General features: G+C 66.1%; 19 protein-coding genes. 13 read left to right on the top strand and 6 right to left on the bottom strand.

Features of this window, described 5'->3' with window-relative positions; genetic code table 11:
- The 4 genes from OB2597_RS02640 to OB2597_RS02625 form a co-directional block, all read right to left on the bottom strand.
- On the bottom strand, positions 1-968 hold a 968-nt coding region (locus OB2597_RS02640), incomplete at its 3' end, for an IS30 family transposase (protein ID WP_009803966.1).
- Between the two features lie 570 nt (positions 969-1,538).
- Entirely contained in the window at positions 1,539-3,056 is a 1,518-nt protein-coding gene (locus tag OB2597_RS02635; protein WP_009803965.1) for an amidohydrolase family protein, read from the bottom strand.
- 64 nt (positions 3,057-3,120) lie between these two features.
- Positions 3,121-3,924 (bottom strand): IclR family transcriptional regulator domain-containing protein, encoded by an 804-nt coding sequence (locus OB2597_RS02630; protein WP_009803964.1) that lies wholly within the window; start codon positions 3,922-3,924, stop codon positions 3,121-3,123.
- A 4-nt stretch (positions 3,925-3,928) separates the two neighbouring features.
- The gene (locus OB2597_RS02625) at positions 3,929-4,792 is read right to left on the bottom strand and encodes an intradiol ring-cleavage dioxygenase (RefSeq protein WP_009803963.1); all 864 of its coding nucleotides are present in this window, start codon (positions 4,790-4,792) and stop codon (positions 3,929-3,931) included.
- A gap of 131 nt (positions 4,793-4,923) precedes the next feature.
- Between OB2597_RS02625 and OB2597_RS02620 the strand changes: the two genes are divergently transcribed.
- From OB2597_RS02620 to OB2597_RS02590, 7 genes are read left to right on the top strand one after another with little or no spacing between them, the layout of a single operon-like run.
- Positions 4,924-5,727, top strand: a complete 804-nt coding sequence (locus tag OB2597_RS02620; protein WP_009803962.1) for a citryl-CoA lyase — start codon at positions 4,924-4,926, stop codon at positions 5,725-5,727.
- An 11-nt stretch (positions 5,728-5,738) separates the two neighbouring features.
- A complete protein-coding gene (locus OB2597_RS02615) occupies positions 5,739-6,884 on the top strand; it encodes a CaiB/BaiF CoA transferase family protein (RefSeq protein ID WP_009803961.1) in 1,146 nt (381 codons plus the stop codon).
- Positions 6,885-6,908: 24 nt separating this feature from the next.
- Positions 6,909-7,307 carry a YciI family protein gene (locus OB2597_RS02610; RefSeq protein WP_009803960.1) on the top strand — a complete coding sequence of 133 codons (399 nt, stop codon included), beginning with the start codon at positions 6,909-6,911 and terminating at the stop codon, positions 7,305-7,307.
- A 24-nt stretch (positions 7,308-7,331) separates the two neighbouring features.
- Positions 7,332-8,411 carry a C4-dicarboxylate TRAP transporter substrate-binding protein gene (locus tag OB2597_RS02605; RefSeq protein WP_009803959.1) on the top strand — a complete coding sequence of 360 codons (1,080 nt, stop codon included), beginning with the start codon at positions 7,332-7,334 and terminating at the stop codon, positions 8,409-8,411.
- 15 nt (positions 8,412-8,426) lie between these two features.
- Complete coding sequence (locus tag OB2597_RS02600) at positions 8,427-8,993, top strand: TRAP transporter small permease subunit (protein WP_009803958.1); 567 nt, start codon at positions 8,427-8,429, stop codon at positions 8,991-8,993.
- Complete coding sequence (locus OB2597_RS02595; protein ID WP_009803957.1) at positions 8,990-10,303, top strand: TRAP transporter large permease; 1,314 nt, start codon at positions 8,990-8,992, stop codon at positions 10,301-10,303. Before OB2597_RS02600 ends, OB2597_RS02595 begins: the two co-directional genes overlap by 4 nt.
- Positions 10,304-10,319: 16 nt before the next feature.
- On the top strand, positions 10,320-10,847 hold the full coding sequence (locus OB2597_RS02590) for an NADPH-dependent FMN reductase (protein WP_009803956.1): 528 nt from the start codon (positions 10,320-10,322) through the stop codon (positions 10,845-10,847).
- A gap of 166 nt (positions 10,848-11,013) precedes the next feature.
- Here OB2597_RS02590 and OB2597_RS02585 read toward each other — a convergent pair whose 3' ends face one another.
- Both OB2597_RS02585 and OB2597_RS02580 read right to left on the bottom strand, forming a co-directional pair.
- On the bottom strand, positions 11,014-12,246 hold the full coding sequence (locus OB2597_RS02585) for a porin family protein (RefSeq protein ID WP_161601023.1): 1,233 nt from the start codon (positions 12,244-12,246) through the stop codon (positions 11,014-11,016).
- Between the two features lie 206 nt (positions 12,247-12,452).
- Entirely contained in the window at positions 12,453-12,959 is a 507-nt protein-coding gene (locus OB2597_RS02580) for a hypothetical protein (protein WP_148234645.1), read from the bottom strand.
- Positions 12,960-13,311: 352 nt separating this feature from the next.
- Between OB2597_RS02580 and OB2597_RS02575 the strand changes: the two genes are divergently transcribed.
- The 6 genes from OB2597_RS02575 to OB2597_RS02550 all read left to right on the top strand — a co-directional run bounded on the left by OB2597_RS02575 (position 13,312) and on the right by OB2597_RS02550 (position 21,996).
- On the top strand, positions 13,312-15,531 hold the full coding sequence (locus tag OB2597_RS02575; RefSeq protein WP_009803953.1) for a two component system sensor histidine kinase: 2,220 nt from the start codon (positions 13,312-13,314) through the stop codon (positions 15,529-15,531).
- An 11-nt stretch (positions 15,532-15,542) separates the two neighbouring features.
- Positions 15,543-16,184, top strand: a complete 642-nt coding sequence (locus OB2597_RS02570) for a response regulator (protein WP_009803952.1) — start codon at positions 15,543-15,545, stop codon at positions 16,182-16,184.
- Positions 16,185-16,364: 180 nt separating this feature from the next.
- Complete coding sequence (locus OB2597_RS02565; protein ID WP_161601022.1) at positions 16,365-16,730, top strand: Hpt domain-containing protein; 366 nt, start codon at positions 16,365-16,367, stop codon at positions 16,728-16,730.
- Complete coding sequence (locus tag OB2597_RS02560; protein WP_009803950.1) at positions 16,727-18,667, top strand: cellulose biosynthesis cyclic di-GMP-binding regulatory protein BcsB; 1,941 nt, start codon at positions 16,727-16,729, stop codon at positions 18,665-18,667. Before OB2597_RS02565 ends, OB2597_RS02560 begins: the two co-directional genes overlap by 4 nt.
- 6 nt (positions 18,668-18,673) lie before the next feature.
- The gene (locus OB2597_RS02555; protein WP_009803949.1) at positions 18,674-20,590 is read left to right on the top strand and encodes a glycosyltransferase family 2 protein; all 1,917 of its coding nucleotides are present in this window, start codon (positions 18,674-18,676) and stop codon (positions 20,588-20,590) included.
- Positions 20,587-21,996: a glycosyltransferase family protein gene (locus tag OB2597_RS02550; protein ID WP_009803948.1), complete on the top strand. Its 1,410-nt coding sequence runs from the start codon at positions 20,587-20,589 to the stop codon at positions 21,994-21,996. Before OB2597_RS02555 ends, OB2597_RS02550 begins: the two co-directional genes overlap by 4 nt.
- Positions 21,997-22,004: the final 8 nt, after the last annotated feature.

The following is a 22,004-nucleotide window of genomic DNA, read 5'->3' as shown; positions in this document are numbered from 1 at the left end:
CTGAATGCTTCGGTTGGCGTACGCCATCCGAGGCACTTCCTGGGGGTTCCGTTCAGGCGGTCGCAAATCGCCCTCATATTGCGATTTGAGAGCGCCGCCACGGGCGTATCCCGTGGCAGGTAGCGCCGCGCCCGCTTGTTCAGGTTCTCGACGGAACCTTTCTGCCAAGGTGCCTGTGGATCGCAGAACCAGACCTCGGTGCCGATACCGGGCTCCAGTTTGCGCCAGTTCCGGAACTCGATCCCGCGGTCAAAAGTGATCGAGCGGCGGGCAGGCTGGGGCAGGGGTTCCATGACCGTCATCAGCCGGTTCATCAGATGTGTCGTGCTCCTTTCGTTGTTGCGGAACAAGACGGCAAAGCGGGTTTTGCGTTCGACCAGAGAGGCGATGTTGGCATTGCCCTGGGCGCGTTCGAAGATCATCAGGTCACCCTCCCATTCGCCGAACGTCTCGCGGATTTTCACGTGATCGGGGCGCTGATGGATCGAGCGGTCCGGCGGGAAAACAAGGCCACTCGGCCTGCGAGCGTATCGCGGCTGCCGCTTCTTGCGACGGCTGGGCAGGTGGCGTGCCAGTTCTGCCGACTGGCCGTCGGGGCCGAAGACGTAGGTGTAGATCGTCTCGTCGCTGACGCGCGGTCTCCGGCCTTCAAACTGGAGGCGACCGGCGATCTGCTCTGGCGACCAACCCTCCATCATCTGAGCTATCACCGCTTTCCGCAGCTCCGGAAACCGGATGAGCTTGCGTCGCCTGGCCCGCCGGTCGCGGGCGGCCTTCTGCGCGACCATGCCATAGTAGCCGTTCAGATACGGCAGCTCATCGTCGGCAAAGCGGTTGCGCTTGATCTCGCGATACACGCTCGACCGATGACGGCCAAGCTCCACCGCAATCTTGCTTACCGGCATCGTCGCATTCAGCATGTCCTCGATCACGCGTCGCTCACGCAGATCCAGTTCCGTGTGGGCCATCTTCCGTCTCCTTGCTTTTCAGCAAGATAGGGGATTTGTCGCAACCCAGTTTAGAATGTGCCCAACCAGAACGGTTCGTCCGCATAAGCAGAATTATGTGAGATCGGCGCCCGTTCCCGAACCCGGTCGCTCAGCTCTATGGGGTAGAAGCTGTCCGAGTCAGGGCAAGGCAGTTTGTCCGCTGAATGCGATATCGATAGCGAATGCGGTCGGCATCGCGGGTTCGTCGAGTGTCTTTCCCTCGGGCAACGCCATCGGGATCGCGCCGGGCTACATCCGTCCGAAGCAGACGTTGTTTTCGGAATCCAAAGCAAGGGAGCAAGAGCCGTGCAGAGCCCCGTGTCCCGCACCGCGCCGCGACCACCGCGCCGCGACCACCGCCAGTCCATGTCTTCACTTCTTCAAGACGGTCGCGATCGATCCGGACACCCCTCTCGGGTCGCAGGCTCTTCGCACTTGTCGAAGCATTCTGAACTGGACCGCGGCCGCCCGTTGCGGATTGTCCGGAGTACATTGTCCGCAGGGAATGGTACCGGCCACGCTGACCGGCATGGCCGCTGTCCACGCTGGTCAGAGGGCGAAGAGGTCCCGCTCGACGCCCGCTGTTTCGAACAGATAATCGCGGCTCGCGGTCAGTTCGTCCCGCAGACGGGCGATGTCGAAGCCGACCATCTGACCCTGCCATTTCCTGGGCCGGCCCGCGACGAGAACGGTATCGACGTTCGAGCGCTCCATCAGGGTCACCACCGCGCCCGCAGCGCTGTTGAGAGGCGCGACGTTCAGCGCCTCGGCATCCAGCAGCACGATATCGGCTGCCTTGCCGGGGGTCAGGCTGCCCGTCACCGCATCGAGCTTGAGGCCCTTCGCCCCCTCGATGGTCGCATGGCGCAGGGCGTCGGCGCATTGCATGAGGGCCGGGTAGTCGGTGGCGCCGGAAAGCGCGGCCTCGTTGACGAACATCCGCTGCAGGGTGATGAGGCCCCGCATCTGGGTGAAGGGATCGGCGGTCATGGTACACTCCACGTCCGACGACAGCGAGGTCGACATGCCGAGGTCGAGCGCCTTCTGGATCGGCGGAGTGCCGTGGCGCATGTGCATCTCGATCGGCACGGCGAGCGAGACGTGCGCACCGGCGTCCGCCGCCCGCTGCCATGCCATGTCGGACATGCCGGTCATGTGGATGAAGATGTTGTCCTCGCCGAACTCGCCGGCTTCGGCCAGCTGGTCGAAAGTGCCTGCCATGCCGAAGGTGCCCACCACGTGCAGCGCGATCGGAATGCCGAGTTCGCGGCCGATGGACCACGCGGTCTCGTAGCCGGGCAGGTAGATTTCGCCGCCCATGACCATGGTCAGAAGCTGGTCGTCCGAAGCGAAGTACTGCTCCTTGATGCGGCGCGCGTCCTGCGGATATTGCGTGCGGTCGCCGTGCCCCTCGAAATAGCCGAAGACGGCGCGGCGGCCCGCATCGGCGAGACCCTCGATCGCGGCGTCGGAATGTTCCGGGCTGTGGTGGATCTGGCTGACGTCCATCACCGTGGTCACGCCCGCATCCAGCTGGGCGATGCCCGCGAAAAGCTCGTTGATGTAGACGTCCTCGGGGCGGTAGGCCATCGAGAACTTCTGCAGGATGGTTTCGTAGTAGTTGGTCGCGTTGACCTCGCGCCCGTCGTTGATCAGGATCCCGTGCGCCAGCTGGCTGCGCAGGGCGGTCTCGAACTGGTGGTGGTGAGTGTCGATGAAGCCCGGCATGACGATCTTGCCGGCGGCGTCGATGACGGTGGCGTCGGGCGCGTCGATGCGCGCGGCGACCTCGACGATGTTGCCGCCCTCGATCAGCACGTCGCCCGTGGCGAAATTGCCCACACCCTCATCCATCGACAGGACCACGCCGCCGCGGATCAGCGTGCGGTGGCCGGCCTCTCCCATGCCTTCGGGAATGGTACTCTCGGCGGCGGACTGCGCCGAGGCCGCCGTGCCGAGCGTGGCACCCGCGACCAGCGCGGCGCCGCCAACGGTGCTGGCCTTCAGGAAATCTCGCCGCGTGGGGCAAGGCAGCTTGGGCCGCCGGGGGTCGCATAGTCTGCACATTGTCTTCTCTCCTCCAGAATGGATGTGTCAGGTTTTGGCGCCCCCGGCCGATCCCCTCCCGGGATCAGGGGGCGAGAACCGATCCGAGGACCGGGTACCGGGTGATCTGATGCGCGATGTGGGATGCCGTGGCGCGGAGTTCGGGCAGCCGTTCCTCGACAAGCTGCTCGGGCGTCACCAGCCCGGTATAACCCGAACTGTTCAGCGCCGCGACGGTGTCCCCTTCGGCATTGCGGACCGGCACGGCGATGGCGGTGATGCCGTAGTCCAGCTGATCGACCGTGGTGGCATAGCCGTTCTCGCGGACCTTCTCGATTTCCTCGCCCAGGCGGCACGGATCGATACAGGTCTTCGAGGTGAGGCGCTCGGCCCGCAGGTCGGACAGCCAGGCGCGTCGTTTCTCGTCGGTCATGCCCGCGACCAGGACGCGCCCCATGGAGGTGGCGAAGGCCGGGTACCGGGCGCCGACATTGGCCGAAGCGCGTCGCGCCCGCTGGACCGAGACATGGGCGATATAGATCACGTCATGTCCGTCCAGTGTGCCGATGGAGGACGCGTCGCCGAACTTTTCGATCAGCCCGCGCAACTCGGGTTGCAGCACCTCCTCGATCCGCGTCGCCGCGTAGAAGGACGAGCCGAGCGTCAGGATGCGCGGCGTGAGGTGGAACCGCTTGCCGTTCCGTCCGATGAACCCGAGATGTTCCAGCGTGATGAGGCTGCGCCGCGCGGCCGCGGGCGACAGATTCACGGTCTTGGCGACCTCGCTGAGAGTCATCTCGGGGCGGGAGGCGTCGAAGCTCTCCAGAATGGCCAGCCCCTTGGCGAGGCTGTCCACGAATTCGGTCGGTTTGTCGGCGGGTTTAGTCAAATGATCAGCCTTCCGGTGCGAGCACGAAGTCGAACTCGAAGACAGCATCCGGCCTTACGTCAAGCTCGTATTCGAACTGATCGGCCTTGCGCACAGGCTGAACCTTGGCGATGAGCGACTTGCGGACGCCAAAGACAGCGTCGTTGTCGATGTACTCGGTGTTTTCGAAGAAGACCTCGGTCGTGATATCGGCCATGCCTTCGGCGCGGACGATGTAGTGCAGGTGCGCGGCGCGCCACGCGTGGCGGTTGCCGGCGCGCAGCAATTCCCCGACAGGGCCGTCATAGGGGACGGTGTAGGGCTTGGGCAGCACGGTGGTGTAGTAGTAGCGGCCCTCCGAATCGGTGGTGAACTTGCCGCGCAGGTCCATCTTGTCCTGGCCCTGATCCTGTTCCTGGATCGGGTAGGTACCCGCCCCGTCGGCCTGCCAGGTGTCGACGATCGCGCCAGGCAGGGGCTTGTGCAGCGTGTCGGTGACCTTGCCGTGAACCAGCACGATGGCCCCGTCGCGCCCTTCGGAGAGATCGGCGCCCAGCTTCTTCTCGGGCGCGTTGTCGAGGTAGAAGGGCCCCAGGTTCGAACCTTCCGTCGCCCCGCCGCGCGTGTTGATCATGTCGACCAGCGCGGAAAAGCCCAGAACGTCCGAAAGCAGAATGAATTCATGCCGCTCGGGCGTGGAAATCTTTCCGCAGTCGTAGAGGAACATCAGAACCCGCATCCACTCGTCATGGGTAATGCCGTTCTCGCGGGTGTAGTCGTGCAGATGCTCGATCAGCCCGTGCAGCAGCTGCTCGAACCGGCTGCCGGGCTCGGTGGCGAAGCTCTCCTTCACGGCTTCGGTGATCTTGTACTGATTGATATCGCGCATCGCGACCTCCCTTTGCGTTCGTTGCGGAGCGAGTCTGCGACCCGCAACAATCATGCTTGACGTAACCGTAATCCGTCTCATACTCTTTCGGCAAGAGCAAAAAACTTCGCTATGCGAAAAAAGGACACGGAATGCGCATCGGAAAACAAGACCAGAGCTACACGGCCATAGCGACATCGGACGCCGAGAGCATCACCGTGCGCGGCCTTGATCTGTGCGACGAACTGATCGGGAAGATAGACTTTACCGACTACTTCTGGCTGCTCGTACTCGGCGAACGCCCGACCGAAACACAGCGCCGCATGATGGACGCCTGTCTTGTCGCCATCGCGGAACATGGGCTTGTGCCATCGGTCCAGGCGGCGCGAATGACGCTGGCCGCGGGGCCGGACGCCTGGCAGGGCGCCATGTCGGCGGGGCTTCTCGGCATGGGCAGCGTCGTGGCCGGGTCGTCCGAAGCGGCTGCCTATTACCTGCAGGAGGTTCTCGACAAGGCCGAGACCGACGGCACCGATGTCGAGACCGCTGCCATCGCCAGCCTCAGGGAACTGGCGGCCGCGAAGAAGAAGGTCGCCGGGCTGGGCCATCCCCAGCACAACACGGGCGACCCGCGGGCCAATGTTCTTCTGTCGCTTGCCGACGAGATCGGGGTGAGCGGCAAATACGTGGACTGCCTGCGCATCCTGGGCCGGCACGCGCCCGAGATCACGGGCCGCCCGCTGCCGATCAACGTGTCCGGCGCGATCCCCGCCACGATCCTCGATGCCGGCTTCCCGCTGCAGGCGGTGAAGGCCGTGCCGCTGCTGGCCCGCGCGGCAGGCCTCTCGGCGCATCTGTACGAGGAAAGCCTGCGCTCCATCGGCTTCATCATGTCGAACGTGGCCGATCAGGCGATCACCTACGACGGCCCGACGTCGTCGAAACAGAAGGGCTGAGGAGCAACGTCATGGTCAAGATCCTCAAGGACGTGCGGGTCGTCGAACTCGGCACCTACATCACCGGCCCGGCCTGCGGGATGCACCTCGCCGACCTCGGCGCCGATGTCATCAAGGTCGAACGTCCGGGCACGGGCGATCCGTTCCGGGCCTTCAAGGGGGGCCTCTATTCTCCGCATTACCAGACCTACAACCGCAACAAGCGGTCGATCGCGCTGGACACGAAGGATGCCGACGACCTCGCCGTCTTCCACGGCCTGATCGAGACCGCCGATGTCTTCATCCAGAACTTCCGGCCGGGCGTCGCCGAACGCCTCGGCGCGGGCGAGGAGGAACTGCGCAGGATCAATCCGCGCCTGGTCTATTGCGCGATCTCGGGCCTTGGCGCGACCGGGCCGGCGAAGAACCGGCCGGTCTACGATTCGGTGGCGCAGGCCGCCAGCGGCTATCTGCGCCTGCTGACCCCGCCCGAAAACCCCCGCGTGATCGGTCCGGCCATCGCCGATGCGGTCACGGGGCAATATGCCGCCATGGCGTGCCTCGCCGCCCTGCTCGAGCGTGAAAAGAGCCGCGAAGGGCGGCGTATCGACATCTCGATGCTCGAGGCGATGTGCCACTTCAATCTCGACAGCTTCACGCATTATTTCTCGGTTGGGGAGGTCATGGGCCCGCTGTCGCGCCCGGCCGTATCGCAGAGCTACACCTTCGAATGCGCCGACGGAAAGTGGATCGCCTTCCACCTGTCCAGTCCGGAAAAGTTCTGGGAGGGGCTGCTTGCGGCCACGGGGCAGCAGCAGCTGAACGACGATCCGCGCTTCAACGAACGCGTGCAGCGGATCGAACACCAGGATGAGCTGATCGCGCATTTCACCCCTGTCTTCGCCAGCAAGACCCGTGACGAGTGGTGTAACCGGCTGCGCGAGAACGAGGTGCCGTATTCGCCGGCCTACGACAGTTCCGAGGCGCTGGAGGATCCGCAGGCGCAGCATCTCGGCATCAAGGTCAGCGCGCCGAGTGCCGAGATCGGCACCTTCACCACCGTGCGGCCGCCCTACAACTTTGACGGCGTCGCGGAAACCGATGTGCAGGCCCCGCCGCAGCTGGACGAGCACGGCGCGGAGATCCGCGCCGAGATCGCCGGGCGCAGGGCCGGATAGCTGCGGGCGAGAGGAAAACCAGACGTGAACGAATTCCTGAAATCCGTACCGGCCGGGGACGTGAAGAACGCCAGCAAGGCCATGCTGCAAATGCAGCTCTATGCGATTTTCACGACGCCGGTGAACGGGATGGGCCCGGTCTTTGAACATCTCGACGAGCACCTGGCGTTCCAGGTGCAGCTGGAGAAGGACGGCATCCTCTATTCCGCCGGCCCCATGTGGACCGATGACGAGGAAAGCTGGGAGGGCGAAGGCATGGTTGTCATCCGCGCAGAGTCGCGCGCGGTGGCGATCCGGATCGCGGAAAGCGATCCCATGCACAAGGCGGGCGCGCGGGAGTTTCGCGTGCGCCCGTGGATGATCAACGAAGGAACCATGACGGTCCGGCTCGACATGTCGAGCCAGAGTTTCGGGATCGCCTGAAAAATTTCCAAGGGAGGAGAAACAATGAACCTTATGCTTCGCACCGCGCTCGTCGGCGCACTCAGCCTGCCCGGCGCGGCTTTCGCGCAGGAGACGATCAACCTGACGGTGGCCTCGAGCCACCCGACCGTGATCCCCTGGGTGGGGATGATCAAGACCCACTTCATGGCCCGCACCGATGAGATCCTTGCCGAAAGCGGCAACTATCAGATCGAGTGGAACGAGGCATTCGGCGGCCAGCTCTACAAGGCGAATGCCACGCTGGATTCCGTCGAGCAGGGGATCACCGACATCGGCTGGGTCTTCTCGTTTCTCGAGCCGGCCAAGCTGCCGATGAGCCAGGCTTCGTCCTACGCGCCCTTCACCACTGCGGATGCGTCGCTCCAGCTCGAGGTCATGTCCGAACTGTTCGAGACGAACGAAGCCTTCCGCAACGAGTGGGAACAATACAATCTGAAGGTTCTGGGCTTCACCGGTACCGACAGCTACGACGTCTATACCAAGGAACCGATCTCGGGCTTCGCGGATCTCGACGGGATGAAACTCTCGGCGCCGGGCGTGCTGGGCAACTGGCTGCGCGGCACCGGGGCCAACGCGGTGGATGGCGCGCTGACGACCTTCTACACCGACATCCAGACGGGCGTGTCCGACGGGGTGCTGTCGCTGGCGCTTGGCGTTCTGCCGGCCAAGATCTACGAGGTCGCGCCGCATATCACGCGGGTCGACATGGGCGTGGCCTTTTCGGGCGCCGTTGCGATCAATCGCGACAGCTGGGACGCCCTGCCCGAAGAGGTGCAGGAGGCGATGATCGAGGCCGGTGAGTACTACACCGAAAGCCACGGCAGGGATCTGAACGAACGCCACGAAATGGCACTCGAAAAGATGGTGGAGGCCGGGGCCGATCAGAACCCGCCGGTCGAGATCACCGACATGAGCCAAGAAGACCGCGAGGCCTGGGTGAACGCGATGCCCAATATCGCCAAGGAATGGGCCGACGATCTCGAGGCCAGGGGCACGCCCGCGCGCGCATTCATGAAGGCCTATATCGACGGGGTGCGCGAACGCGGCGGAGAACCGGTGCGCGCCTGGGACGACGAGCTCTGATCGCGGGATCCCGACGTGACGCATCCTGACATCGAACCGAATGGCGGCGACCCACGCCGCCATTCCCTGCCGGCGCGGCTTTGGGGAGGCGTGGTCAACGCGCTTGCCGCGCTCGGTACGGCGCTGATCGCGGGGCTCATGCTGATCATCTGCGCCGACATCGTGGCCCGGAATGGCATGGGGGCTTCCCTGCCCCTCGTTTCGGAACTGGGGGCGCTGCTTCTGGTCATGATCGTCTGCCTGCAGTTCGCGGCCACGGTTCGCGCGGACAGGCTGGCCCGCGCGGGTCTCTTCATCGATCCGCTGCGGCGCACCCGGCCGCGCGCCGGCGCCGCGCTCGAGGTCGTCTTTTCGCTCGTCGGGGCAGCGATGGTGGGCCTGATGGCCTGGGCGACGCTGGACGTCCTCTCGACCGACTGGTCGCGGGGCGAGTTCATCGGAACCCCGGGGCTGGGCACGTTGCCCACTTGGCCGTTCCGCCTGTTCATCCTCGTCGGTCTGACGGCCGCCGCGCTCGAGTTCATCGCGCGCGCCATCGTTTCGGCCCGCGCCACCGCGGGGATCGGGGAGACCATACGATGAGTCCAATCGAGATCGGATACACCGCCGTCGGAGGACTGGTCGTGCTGATCTACTTCGGCATGCCGATCGGGGTCGCCATGCTGGGCGTTTCCTTCTTTGGCGTCTCGATGATCCGCAACGATGTCGTGGCGCTGCGCATGCTCGGGGCGGTCGGCAACGACTCCCTGCGCGAATATCTCTTCGCGGTCGTGCCGCTTTTCGTGCTCATGGGGCTGCTCGTCACGGTTTCGAACGTGGGCAAGGACACGTTCGACGTCTTTCAGAAGATGTTGCGGCGGGTCATGGCGGGGCTGGGCATCGCCACGGTGTTTGCCAATGCCGTCTTCGCCTCGATCACCGGGATCTCGATCGCCTCGGCCACCGTGTTCTCGCGCGTGGCCGTACCCGAGATGACACGACACGGCTATTCCAAGAAATTCGCGACCGGCGTGGTCGCCGGCTCCTCGGTGCTGGGAATGATGATCCCGCCCTCACTGCTGATGATCGTCTACGCCGTCCTGGCCGAACAGTCCGTGGGGCGGATGTTCCTTGCGGGGATCGGTCCCGGGCTGCTGCTCTCGGTGATCTTCGCCGCGACGATCCTGCTGCTGGCGAAACAGCGCAAGGGCTTCGTCTTCGACACCCCCGACGACCACGCGACGTACGAGGATTTCTCGCTCGGGGACGTGTTGCGCAAGGCGGTGCCGATCCTGTCGCTGATGCTGGTCGTCCTGGGCGGGCTCTACGGCGGATTCCTGAACCCGACCGAGGCGGGCGCGGCCGGGGCGGCCGGAGCTCTGGTCATCGCGGTGCTGCGGCGGTCGCTGCCCAAACGCACGCTCTGGAACCTCATGGTCGAGACCGGACAGATCACCGTTTCGGTCCTGTTCCTGATCCTTGCCGCCACGTTCTTTTCCCGGATGCTGGCGCTGTCGGGCGTGCCGCGCGAGCTTGCCGCGTTCTTTCTCGACAGCTCGATCGGACCGTATGGCTTCCTGATCTTCTACCTCGTGCTGATCGTCATCCTCGGCTGCCTGATCGACTCCATCTCGATCATGCTGATTGTCCTGCCGATCGCGCTGCCCGTGGCCGAGGCCGCCGGTTTCGACCTGATCTGGTTCGGCGTGCTGACTGTCGTCGCGGTGGAACTCGGCCTGTTGACGCCGCCATTCGGCCTCTCGGTCTACACGATCAAATCCGCCATCGACGACCCGGACCTTTCCGTCGGCGACATCTTCCGCGGGGCCTTTCCTTTCGTCCTTGCCATGGTTGTCGCACTGGCGGTCCTGATCGCCTTCCCGCCGATCTCGACCTGGCTCGCACGGCTCTGATCGCAATGGAGTTTCCATGACCCATATCCTGATGATCCCCGGCAGCCTCCGGGCCGCGTCCTCGTCCCGTGCGACGGCGCGCGCGCTGGCGGCACGCCTGCCCCAGGGCACCACCTGCACCACGGCCGATCCCGGCGTGCTGCCGCATTACAACGCGGACGTGACCGACGATGCGGAGGTGGCGGCCTTCATCGAGGAGGTGCGCAAGGCGCACGGCGTGATATTCGTCACGCCCGAGTACAATTACAGCGTGCCGGGCGTGCTGAAGAACGCCATCGACTGGGCCTCGCGCCCGGCATACGAGTCAGTCTTCAAGGGCAAGCCATGCCTTGTTGTGACGACATCCGGCGGCGCGCTTGGCGGCGTGCGGGCACAGGCACATCTGAAATACATTCTCAACGGAATGCTCGCAGTGATCTATCCCTGCAAGGAAATCATCGTGACCATGGCCAACACCAAGGTCGAGGATGGTATTCTGAAAGACGACACCGTCCTGGACTTTGCGGAGGAGGCGCTCGCCGGCTTCGTTGCGACCTGCGGCTGACAGGGCGCCGAGCACGCGCGTGGCGGGAGGGGTCGGGCCGACATTGCGCACCTCTCCGCAAGCGAGAGGGCGGTGCGGCATGGGGCGACGGCCGGAGGCCCTGAGTAAGGCTGCTCCTCAGCCGGCGCGCATCGGACGCAAAAGCAGCCGGCCGTGCGAGGTGGCCTCAGAACCGTTTCGTCAAGCCGACCCTCGCACTGAACTCGTCATAGGAGTAGACGGTGATGTTCGCCGCGCGACGGGTGTAGTCCACCCCCATGACCGGCGCAAATCCGGACAGGTTGAAACGGCTGTGCGAGGCTTCGATCGAGGCCCGGAACTGCGTGTCGCGGCGCTGCTTGCCGAACAGCGGCGAGACGCCGTTGTAGCTGGCACGGCGCAGCGACGCATCGGCGCCCAGCCGCAACCCGCCCCGAAAGTAATAGCTCATGCCGATCCCCGACCAAAACGCACGATAGGCAGAACTCGGGGCCGCCGCTCCCATGTGTTCGGCACCGAGACTGGCCCGCAGCTGCAATTGCGGCGTGACCGCCCGGGTATAGGAGACGGCGGCAAGCCAGCGCTGTCCGTCGAGCCCCGTCGCGGTCTCGTGTCGAAGCTCGTCGAGGCTCGCCACCACCTGCAACCGGCTTTGTGCATCGGGATAGGCGGAGACCCCGAAAAAGAGACCCGGCGCGCGGGAATAGCCCGTCCCGTCAAGCCAGCGGCGCGTGTAGGTCGTGCCGACCTCCAGCGCGAGCGATGGTGTGGGTTCATAGCGCAGCGCGACCTCGGCTCTCAGCGTCAGATCGTCCCGCGCGCGGTCGTCGAAGACACGCGCATCGGCGGACAGGCCAAAGCGCAGACGCGTGCGGGGACCGATCTGCGGCACCGCCTGCACTCCGAGGTCGAGGGCCAGCCCTATCGCCGGTGACTTGCGCGCGCTGTCGGCAATCACGAAATCGCGGCCGCCGATGGTGACGGTACGGGAGTTCGTCTGCTGGGCGGCGTTGGTCGAAGGCACGAAGGACAGGTTGAAATGGCCACTGAAGGTCTTTTTCGTGTCCAGCGCCGTCAGCAGTTTCCGGGCACGGCTCTGATCCACGTCCGAGGCGATGCCGCCAAGGGATTCGTCCAGATGCAGGCGCGCCCGCTCGGTCTGCCCGGCGTCCACCAGAACTTCGGCAAGAGCGATCCGGAACCGCGCGACGTCCGGCCGGCGCGCGACCAGCCGTTCCAGCAGCGGCAGCGCAAGATCGGTCCGACCGAGTTGGCGCAGGATCGTCGCCTGTCCCCACAAGCGCTGCTCCTGCCCGGCGATGCCAGTGGGGCGCCAGCCATCGAGCACGGCAAGGGCCTGGAAAAGCTGGCCGGCCCGTGCATGCGCGAGGGCACGGTCATAGGGGCCGGAGGCTCGCACTGTCTCGGCCTGCGATAGAGTCGGCAGACCCAAGGACAGAAGGGTCAGGCAGGCAAGGATGGTTGACCAGCGCCGAAGGGCCCTCCGGCGCTGGTCGAGGCAGCCTAGGTACCGGGAAAACAAGAACGTCACTGAAAATTCGGTAGTCATGCACAGGCTGCGTGGCGGCCCCGTCGCCTCACGATGCACGCCGGGACCACATCTGCTTATCGCTCGACGTAATAATCGCCGGCGGCAATCAGATCGGACCGGACCCCTCCCGCCCGGAAACCCTGGGTCGTCGCCGGTCCGCTGATGGCCGTGCCCTGCGGACCGAAGAAGGACCCGCCGAGCGACATGATCACCTCGTGCGGGGTGCCGCTGCCGTCATCGACATCGCCGGCAAGATTGACCGCGGCCGCGCCCGTCGCGACGGTCGTCGTGCCGCCCGTGGGCAGGGCAATGGTATTCGCGCTCCGTCCGATCGTGGAGGTCAGGCTCTTGGCTTCGGCTGCGGCCACGGTCAGTTCGCCGGTCAGCGTATAGTCCTGCCCGTTCATCGACCCGCGGAAATTGTCGGCCTTGCCCGACCAGGGGTTCGTACTCTGACCATCGGTCCAGTTGGCGGTCAGTTCGAGGTCGGCCATCATCTCGCCGACGATCGCGCCGCCGTTGGTCTCACGCAGATCCTGCCGCGTCGCGCCGGTGAAGGTGGCATTCATCGTGGTCGGCATGTCGGATGTCGGGCCGCGCCCCTGAACCGCGCTGAGCGCCGATTGATATCCCGAACTGCTCAGCGTGCCACCGGGGTTGCCGGTGCCCGCGGTTCCTCCTCCGCCTCCGCCAGGCTTGGGAGAACATGCCGCAATCGGCAGCGCGCACAGTGCCAATACCACAATCTTGAAATTCTTCATCATCCCGATGCTCCATCCTTGGTCCGGGTGCCGTGACCCGGGAGTGCGAATGTTCTTAAGCATTGGCGGATTTCGGTCGCCCCCCTATTCAGGGGGGACAGCAAATTGTTGATTGAAGGCATTTTTCCATGGATGACTTTCGCAGCCGGCGGATCGGCGGAGGAGACTGGCGATGAACATGAAGGCGATCGCGCATCTGAAACCGAGCGTCTATCTCTTCGGCCTCCTGTCGCTTGCCTCGGCGGTCCTCATCGTCGCCCTGGCCCTGGCGCAGCCCTGGATCGGTGTGCGGCTCGTTCCGGTCGAAGACGCCGTTGTCGTGGCGTCCGTGCAGCCGGGCGCCCCCGGCGACGACTTGACGCCCGGGGCCCGCATCCTGTCGATGCGTCCCGCCGGCGCCGTCAGTCCGGGCCTCTCCCTCGTTCCCGCCGATCTGATCGAGGAACCCGACGGCCTTCCGACGATCGCCGACATGGAGGCCCTCTTCGAAAAACAGGGACGTCTGCACGAGATGCTCGAGGCCGGACCCGTCGAGGTCGCGGTCCTCTCGCACGGGGCCGAGCGGTCGGTCCGGATCACCGCGGCCCCGTCGCGCCCGGTCGGGGATCTTCCCTTCACCTTCTGGATGCAGCTTGCCGTCGGCATCGTGAGCGGCCTTCTGGGGGGCTGGGTGCTGTCGATCCGACGGGGCGAGCCGGGGGCGCGCTACCTCGCCGTTGCGGGGCTGGGCCTGATGGTCGCCTCCCATGCGGCAGCGCTCTACTCCAGCCGCGCGCTGCCGTTGTCCGAGGGCGCGTTCGAATGGGCTTCGGCGTTCAATTCCGCCGGTGCCCTCGTCTTCGGCATCGGCATGGTGAACCTGTTTCTCGTCTACCCGGCCCGGTACCTGCCGAGTTGGGTGCCCGGCGCGGTCACGACCGTCTTCGGCGCCTGGACGCTCGCCAGTTTCCTGCGTGTGACCGGGACCCCCGCGCTGGCGATACACCTGCCGACCGTGGTGCTGATGTCGGGGATCCTGCTGGGCGCGATCGGCCAGATCGTCGCCACCCGGGGAAATCCTCGGCAGAGGGCCGCCCTGCGCTGGTTCGGGTTGTCGGTGACGATCGGCGCCGGCAGCTTCGTCAGCCTGATCGCGCTTCCGCAGGCGCTCGGTTTCCAACCAAAGATCAGTCAGAGCCATGCCTTCGCCCTGTTCCTGCTGGTCTACCTCGGACTTGCCCTGGGCGTGGCGCGTTACCGGCTGTTCGACCTCGAGTTCTGGGCCTTCCGCGCCTTGTTCTACGGCGGCGGCGTGGCACTTCTGCTGGCCCTTGACGCGGTGCTCATCTACAGCGTTTCGCTCGAACGGATCCCGGCCTTCTCCATCGCGCTGCTGGCGGTGGCCTTCATCTACCTGCCCGCCCGCGACGTGCTGGCCCGCGTGCTCAGTGGCCGGCGGACGATGACTTCCTCCGAGCTGTTCGACATGGTGTCGAGCTTCGCGCTGTCCAGCGACCGGACCATGCAGAAGCAACGGTTCGGCGAGCTGTTGGAGCGACTTTTCCAGCCGCTCCATATCGAGGACGCACCCGCCAGGGTCGAGGCGCCACGACTGCTCGAGAACGGGGGCGTGATGGAAGTGCCCGGCCTCGACGGGATTGCCGACTTGCGCATCAGCTGGCCGCACCGGGGCCGCCGGCTGTTCTCGGCCCGCGACCTCGACCAGGTCCGCGACATCCTGAGGATCGGGGCCCAGTTCATCGAACGCCGCCGCGCCTACGAGGCCGGCGCGCTTCAGGAACGTCAGCGGATCAATCGTGACATGCATGACAATGTCGGCGTTCAGCTTCTGGGCGCGCTCCACTCGCAGGAAACCCTGCGCAAGAATGCCCTGATCCGGCAGGCCCTGACCGACCTGCGAGAAATGGTGTCGAACAATTTTGGCGGCCCTACCGGGCTCCGCGCCCTGCTGGCGGACCTGCGGGCCGAGATGTCGGAATACCTCGCCGCGGCGGATATACGGCTCGAATGGGACGATGAGGATATCCCGGACATGACGGCGGCGCCGCCCGTGGTAAATGCCATCCGATCCTCCCTCCGCGAAGGCATCGGGAACATCTTGCGTCACTCCGGGGCGGCAGTGGCCCGGGTCCGGATCAGCATGCCCGCCTCTGCGGGAAAAGGGTGGTTGATCCTCGAAATCGGCGACGACGGCAGGGGCTTGCCCGGCTCGCTGGAAAGCGCACGAGGCAACGGCAACGGGTTGCGTAACCTGATGTCCCGCTCCGAAGCCTGGGACGGCGATTTCTCTGTCTCGCCCGGGGCGGAGGGGCGTGGCACCCTCTTGCGGTTGTCCATCCCCTTGGCTGCAGGAGCGGAGGAGGACACCCTGCTCAGCGACGCGGCCGAATAAGAGATGTCATCATGGTCATGCGCGCATTCATACTCGAAGACATTGCCGAAACCTGCGCTTGGCTGGGCGACCTCCTGCGGGAGGCATATGGCGAGGTCGATATCGAGACCGCAGCCTCCCTGCGCGAGGCGCATGGCCACACGGGCCCCGGGTTCGACCTGGCGCTGATCGACCTTGGTCTTCCCGACGGATCCGGTCTGGACGTGCTGCGCCGGATGAAGGCCACCGCGCCAGAGACGCTCTGCATCGTCACCACCGTGATGGGGGATGACGCCACCGTCGTCTCGGCGCTGTCGGCGGGGGCGGATGGCTATCTCCTCAAGGAGCAGCCGGCGGCGATCCTGATCCGTCAGCTGCGCCAGATCATGGACGGCGTCCCGGCTCTCTCTCCCGCCATCGCCCGCAGGATCATGCACCATTTCCGCCTCACCGGCCCGTTGACCGGCCAAGACGCGGCCCTGACCGACCGGGAACGCGAGGTCCTCGGCCTGATCGGACGCGGATTGCGGAACGCCGAGGTCGCCGCCGAACTGGGCATCGCCGTCTCGACCGTGGCGGGCTACGTCAAGGATACCTATCGCAAACTGGGCATCTCGTCGCGCGCGGAAGCGGCTTGGCACGCCACACGGCTCGGTCTGCGCGAGGACGACTGACAGGAAATCCGGGGCGGGGGCAACGCCACGGTGGCAGACGACGGATCCCTTCGGTGCCGGCCCGCTGCGCATTGGCTATACACAAATCCGTGTAAATGTGATCATGCCCTATTTCTGTCCCAATTCCTCCTACTGTCGTAGGAGGTTCCGGACGTGAAATCACAGGAATAGGTGATCGCCTTGGCCGAGAGAGAGAGGTTATTCGAGCAGCGCGTCCAGAAGACGCGCGCCCGTTTTGTCGCCAATCTTCCCGAGCGGCTGGAGGCCATTCGCGAGGCGGCCCGCAGCTCCGAGGCCACCGACGGAAGGGAAACCCAGCTGCGCAAGGTGCACCGGCTGCTGCATGACATGGCCGGCAGCGCCGCGATGCTCGAACTGGCAGAGATCGAGACCTCGGTCCGGCGTGCGCTGGAAATCGCCGAAGAGGCGGATGTGCGGAACAGCCCCTTCAATCGGGAGGAGTTGTTCCTCATCGAGGCCGCACTCTTCGATATCCAAGCGACCGCGGACAGGACGCATACCAAAAACAGGACCGATACCGCATGATCCAGAGCAGGATGCTTCTCGGCGCGCTGATGCTGGCGCCGCTCGCCGCCTTTGCCCAGTCATCGGGGCAGCAGACGGCGCCCGTCGCCGTTGCCGCTCCGGCCGAGGGCGTGACCCGCAGCATCACTCTGGCGGATCTCGGGTACTCCGACGGCCTGTCCTTCCGCCAGCTGTCGGGCGAGGCTACCCTCTTCGTGCCGGTTCCCGACACCACCCCCCTGCGCGGCGGCACTGTCACGCTTGAGATCACCCACGGGGCGACGGTTCCGGTGGACCGGTATCTCCAGGTCTCGATCGGCGGACGGCCCGTGGCCAGCCGGGCGCTCGGCAATGCGGCCGACACCATCAGCCTGCCGGTCGCCATCCGGCCCGGTGATGTCTCCGGCGGTTTCCTGACCCTCGGCCTGACCTATTCCGGCGCCTTCACCGACCGGGTCTGCGTCGACGAACGCGCTTCGGGCGACTTCGTCGACATCGCGCCCGACTCGGCGGTGACGCTGGACCTCGATCCCACCGAAATCGGCTCGCCCGCGCTGTTCGCCGGGTTCCGCCCGTCGCAGACACGGCTGATCCTGCCCGAGGCGCCGTCCCCCGCCCTTCTCGCGGCGGTCACACGGGCGGCGGCGCTTTTCGACGCGGAAGCGGGCGGTATGCGGGTCGGCCCGGCGGATCCGTCCGACGGCTCCGCCTGGGAAGAAGGCGCGCTGACGCTGGAGACGGCGACCTCCGGCGCCGCGAGCGAAATGCAGGTCACATCCGGCACCCCCTTCCCCGAGCTTCGGATCCGGGGCACGGATCCGCAGGTCGGACTGTGGCAGCTGACCTCGCAATGGGCTGGCCTGGCCGATGCGGAAACCACCGTCACGATGGCCGTCGGCGACGCCGCGCCAGCGCCGGATGTGCTTCCACTCGCCGCGCTCAGCGCTGATCTGACCCCGCGTCAGGTCGTTTCCACCGAAAACGTTCTTGTCCCCTTCCAGTCCTCGGACCTGCCGCCGGGCAAGACGGTCGCCGCCGTCGAGCTGATGGTGGCGGCGGCGCTGGATGCCGAAGGCCGGGGCGCCACCGCGTCGGTCTATCTGAACGAGACCCTGCTCGGGAACCGCCCGCTGCCCGACGGCGATCCGCAGCGGCTGTCCTTCGACGTGCCGCGCGGGCTGATCGGGCGCGACAACCAGCTGCGGGTCTCGATCCAGCGGCAGCCCTCGGGCGGGGAATGTCGGTTTAAGCCGCAGGGCTATCCGGCGCAGATCCTGCCGGGAAGTGTCCTGCGCCTGACCGATGCAAACGCGCCCGACGGCCATTTCTTCGCCCTGCGGCAGGATTTCGGCGCGGGCGTGCAGGTGGTGCTCGATCCCGCGCTCGGGCTGGACTTCGACGAGGCGCTGCCGTGGATCGCGGGCGTCGCGGGCAGCATGATTCCCGAGCGGGCCCCCATCCTGCCGCGCACGGATGTCGCCGCGCTGGAACCGGGCTTCCCCTTTTTCGTCATCTCCGCCACCAGCCCGGGTGAGGGCGAACCCGCCGTCACCTTCGACGAGGGCCGGGTCGAGATCCGCGACACCGACGGGCAGGTCATGTTCGCCGGCGCGGCGCTGGAGCGCCTCGGCGTGGCCCAGATCGTCACCCGCGGCGGGCAGGACGGCCTCTGGCTGCGGCCCGGCACCGGCCCCGCCCCTGCCCCGAGCGCCGAGACGCCGCTGATCCTCGACCGGGGCGATCTGGCCCTGATCGGACAGGACGGGGTGATCGTCTCGACCTCGGCCCGGACGAACCCGGTGCTCGAGGTCCGGTATCCCGATCGCACCAGCCTTTCGCAGCTTCTGGCCAAGTACCGGCCCTGGGTCGTCGGCGGCGCCTGGGTCCTGCTGACGCTCATCGTGTTGATCGTCTTCCAGCGCATCTACCGCGCCCGGCGCGGCGGCCCGGGCACCTGATCCCGGATGCCGCTGGACGCCGAAAGCGATGCTATCGGGACGCTGCTGCTCGAACGCGGCGCGCTGTCGGCCGAACAGCTGGTCGCGGCCGAGGATCTGGCCGAGGGATGGAACGTCTCGCTGGTCCAGGTGCTTCTGGCACGGCGGTGGATCACCCTGCAGGACCTTTATGAGCAGATCGCCATCTACCACGATCTGCCGTTGGTGGACCTCGAGGCCGATCCCGCCGATGACACACTGGTCCGGCGCTACGATCCCGCGGTGATGAACCGCTTCAGCACCCTTCCCCTGCACGAGAGCGACGGCACGATCACCGTGGCCACCTCGCGCCCCGGCCCGCGCACCCTGCTGCATATCCGCGACCTCTACGGCCCCCGCAGCCGGATCGTCGTGGCCACGCATCTGCAGATCTCGGCCGCCCTGCAGAAGGCGTTCCGCGACCGGCACTCCCACGATGCCGTCTTCGCTCTGGCCGAACAGGATCCGGACATGTCCGCGCAGCAGGTGGTCACACCGCCGCAGATCCTGGTTCTCTACGTGCTGCTGTCGGTTCTGCTCGCGGGGGTGGCTTTTGCGCCGGTGCCCACTCTGATCGCGCTGAACATCTTCCTGACGGTCTTCTATACCGGAAATTTCCTGTTCAAGGGACTGCTGGTCTGGATCGGAGGCGCCGCGCAGGAGACCTCGTCGCGGGCGATCGCCGCCGGGGCCGCGCTCCTGCGCGAAGAGGACCTGCCCGTCTATACCGTCCTCGTGCCGATGTTCCGCGAACCCGAGGTGCTGCCCATCCTCGCCCAGGCCCTGCGCAACCTGAACTATCCGCTGGCCAAGCTCGACATCAAGATCGTGCTGGAAGAAGGCGACCACGACACGATCGAGGCGGCCGAGCGGCTCGACCTCGAAGGGGTGTTCGAGATCGTGCGCGTGCCGCCCTCGCATCCGCAGACCAAGCCCAAGGCCTGCAACTTCGCGCTGCGCTACGCCCAGGGCGATTTCCTGGTGATCTACGATGCCGAGGACAAACCCGAGCCGGACCAGCTGCGCAAGGTGGTGGCCGCCTTCCAGCAATCCTCGCCCGATACCGCCTGCATCCAGTGCCGCCTCAACTACTACAACGCGCGGGAAAACTGGCTGACGCGCATGTTCACGCTGGATTACTCGCTCTGGTTTGACCTGATGCTGCCGGGGCTGGAGCGCATGGGCGTGCCGATCCCGCTCGGCGGCACTTCGAACCACTTCCGCATCGACGTGCTGCGCGACCTCAACGCCTGGGATCCCTTCAACGTGACCGAGGATGCCGACCTCGGCATCCGCCTCACCCAGAAGGGCTATCGCGTGGGCGTCATCGACAGCACCACCTACGAAGAGGCGAATGTCTCGATCCCCAACTGGATCCGCCAGCGCTCGCGCTGGATCAAGGGCTACATGCAGACCTTCCTGGTGCATTCGCGCCGGCCGGTGCACCTGTGGCGCTCGGTCGGAGCGGCGGGGGTCTTCGGCTTCGTCTTCTTCATCGGGGGCACCATCCTCTCGGGCCTGCTGAACCCGGTGTTCTGGGCCATCTTCGGGCTCTGGATGATCTTCGGTGCCGCCGCGATCGAGCCCTTCTTCCCGCTGCCCGTGCTCTATCTGTCGCTGGTCAACCTGCTGGCGGGCAACGGGCTGCTGATCTATCTGACGATGGTCGCGCCCTTCCGGCGCCGCTGGACCGACCTCGCGCCATGGGGCGTGACGGTGGTGGGCTACTGGGTGCTGATGACCGTGGCCGCCTACAAGGCGCTCTGGCAGCTGATCTCGAACCCGTTCTACTGGGAAAAGACGCAACACGGCCTGTCAAAGCACACCGCCAGCGAACTGGCCGAGGCGAAGGCGGGCGGACCCGAGGCGCTCGCCGCCGCTCCGATGCCGGAGACCGGGCCATGACCCGCGCGGCCGGATGGCTCGCGGCGGCGCTGCCGCTGTTCCTGGCGCTCCTGCTCTGGCTCGGCTGGACCGAGGCTCAGGGGTTCACCTCTGCCGACGTGACCGAACTCTGGGCCAAGGCCATCGTCCAGATCGACGGGCCGGGGCAGTTCACCGCCTCCGACGCGTTCTACCCGCCGCTGCCCTACGCGCTCACGCTGGCGCTCCAGTCGCTGCCCGGCGACCATGCCGTTCCGGTGCCCTTCCTGCTGTCGGCCGCGCTCGGGGCGATGATCCTGCTGCTGTGGTTCGACAACCTCCGCCAGATGGGAACCTTCCGCGTCGGGGCCAGCCTCTTCGCCACGGCCCTGCTCGGCCTGAACCCGTTCTTCCTGCGCGCCCTCGCCGACGGGCCCGAGACCATGCTGACCATCCTCGGCACCTGGCTCTTCGCCCGCGGTATCGTCCACCTCAGGCTCACCGGAAACGCCCCGGACATGATGAAGGTCGCGGTCGGGCTGATGATCGTGGCGCTGTCCGACAGCTACGGGCTTCTGATCAGCCTCGGCGCCCTGCCCTTCCTGATCGTCGCGGCGCGGCCCAGCATGATCGCCGCATCCTCGACCGGCTACCTCTTCGCGATGTTCTACCCGGTGGCGGCGGCCGTCGGGTCGCTGTTCTTCGTCAGCATGATTTTCAACAGCGCGCTGGTGCCGCAGCTTCTCGAAACACCAGAGGCCGTGCCCCTGACGGAACACCTCATGATCCTGTCGGGCCTCGTCCCCGTGGCCCTCGTCGCCGCGCTCCGCAACCTGCCGACTCCGGGGCTCTTCATGCCGTTGATCGCGGCGGCGGGCACGGTCGGCGGCGCCTATGCGCTGAACCTCGGGCTGAACGTCGAGGGGGACCCTCTCATCGCCATCGCACCGATGCTGGGTGTGGTGGTCACCGGCCTGCGGTTCTGGCCGAGCGGGGCGCTGCGCGTCCCCGTCGTCATCGCGCTTCTGGCTTTCGGCCTTGCGCAGTCCGTGCTGGTCATGCGCACGACCGCCGTCCAGGAAACCCGCGCCTGGGCCCTCGCGGTCGCGGGGCGCGGCACGGGCGCCGACGGCCCCACGCAGGAGGCGGCGGCCTTTCTCTCCGGCCGCAGCGGCATCCTGCTGGATGTCGAGCGCAACCCCGGGATGGTCACCGCACTGGGGGATATCGGCGGGCTCGTGATCGCCGGCCAGCCTGCCTATGACTGGGCGCTCGAGGGGGGGCTGCCGCAGACCCGCTATATTCTCGTGCCGCAGGTCGCCGAAGGTCGGGCCGTCTCCGACAGGGTGTTGCGCCGCTTCCCGTCTCTCGCCCGGAACCGCCTTTCCGGCTACAACGAGATTTACGAGAACGGCCGCTGGCGTGTATTCGAGAAGACGGAGTTGTAAGGGATATG

The organism is Pseudooceanicola batsensis HTCC2597, assembly GCF_000152725.1.
Classification (GTDB): domain Bacteria; phylum Pseudomonadota; class Alphaproteobacteria; order Rhodobacterales; family Rhodobacteraceae; genus Pseudooceanicola; species Pseudooceanicola batsensis.
Note: the sequence above shows the minus strand (reverse complement) of the source record. Positions and strands in the feature narration are given on the sequence as shown.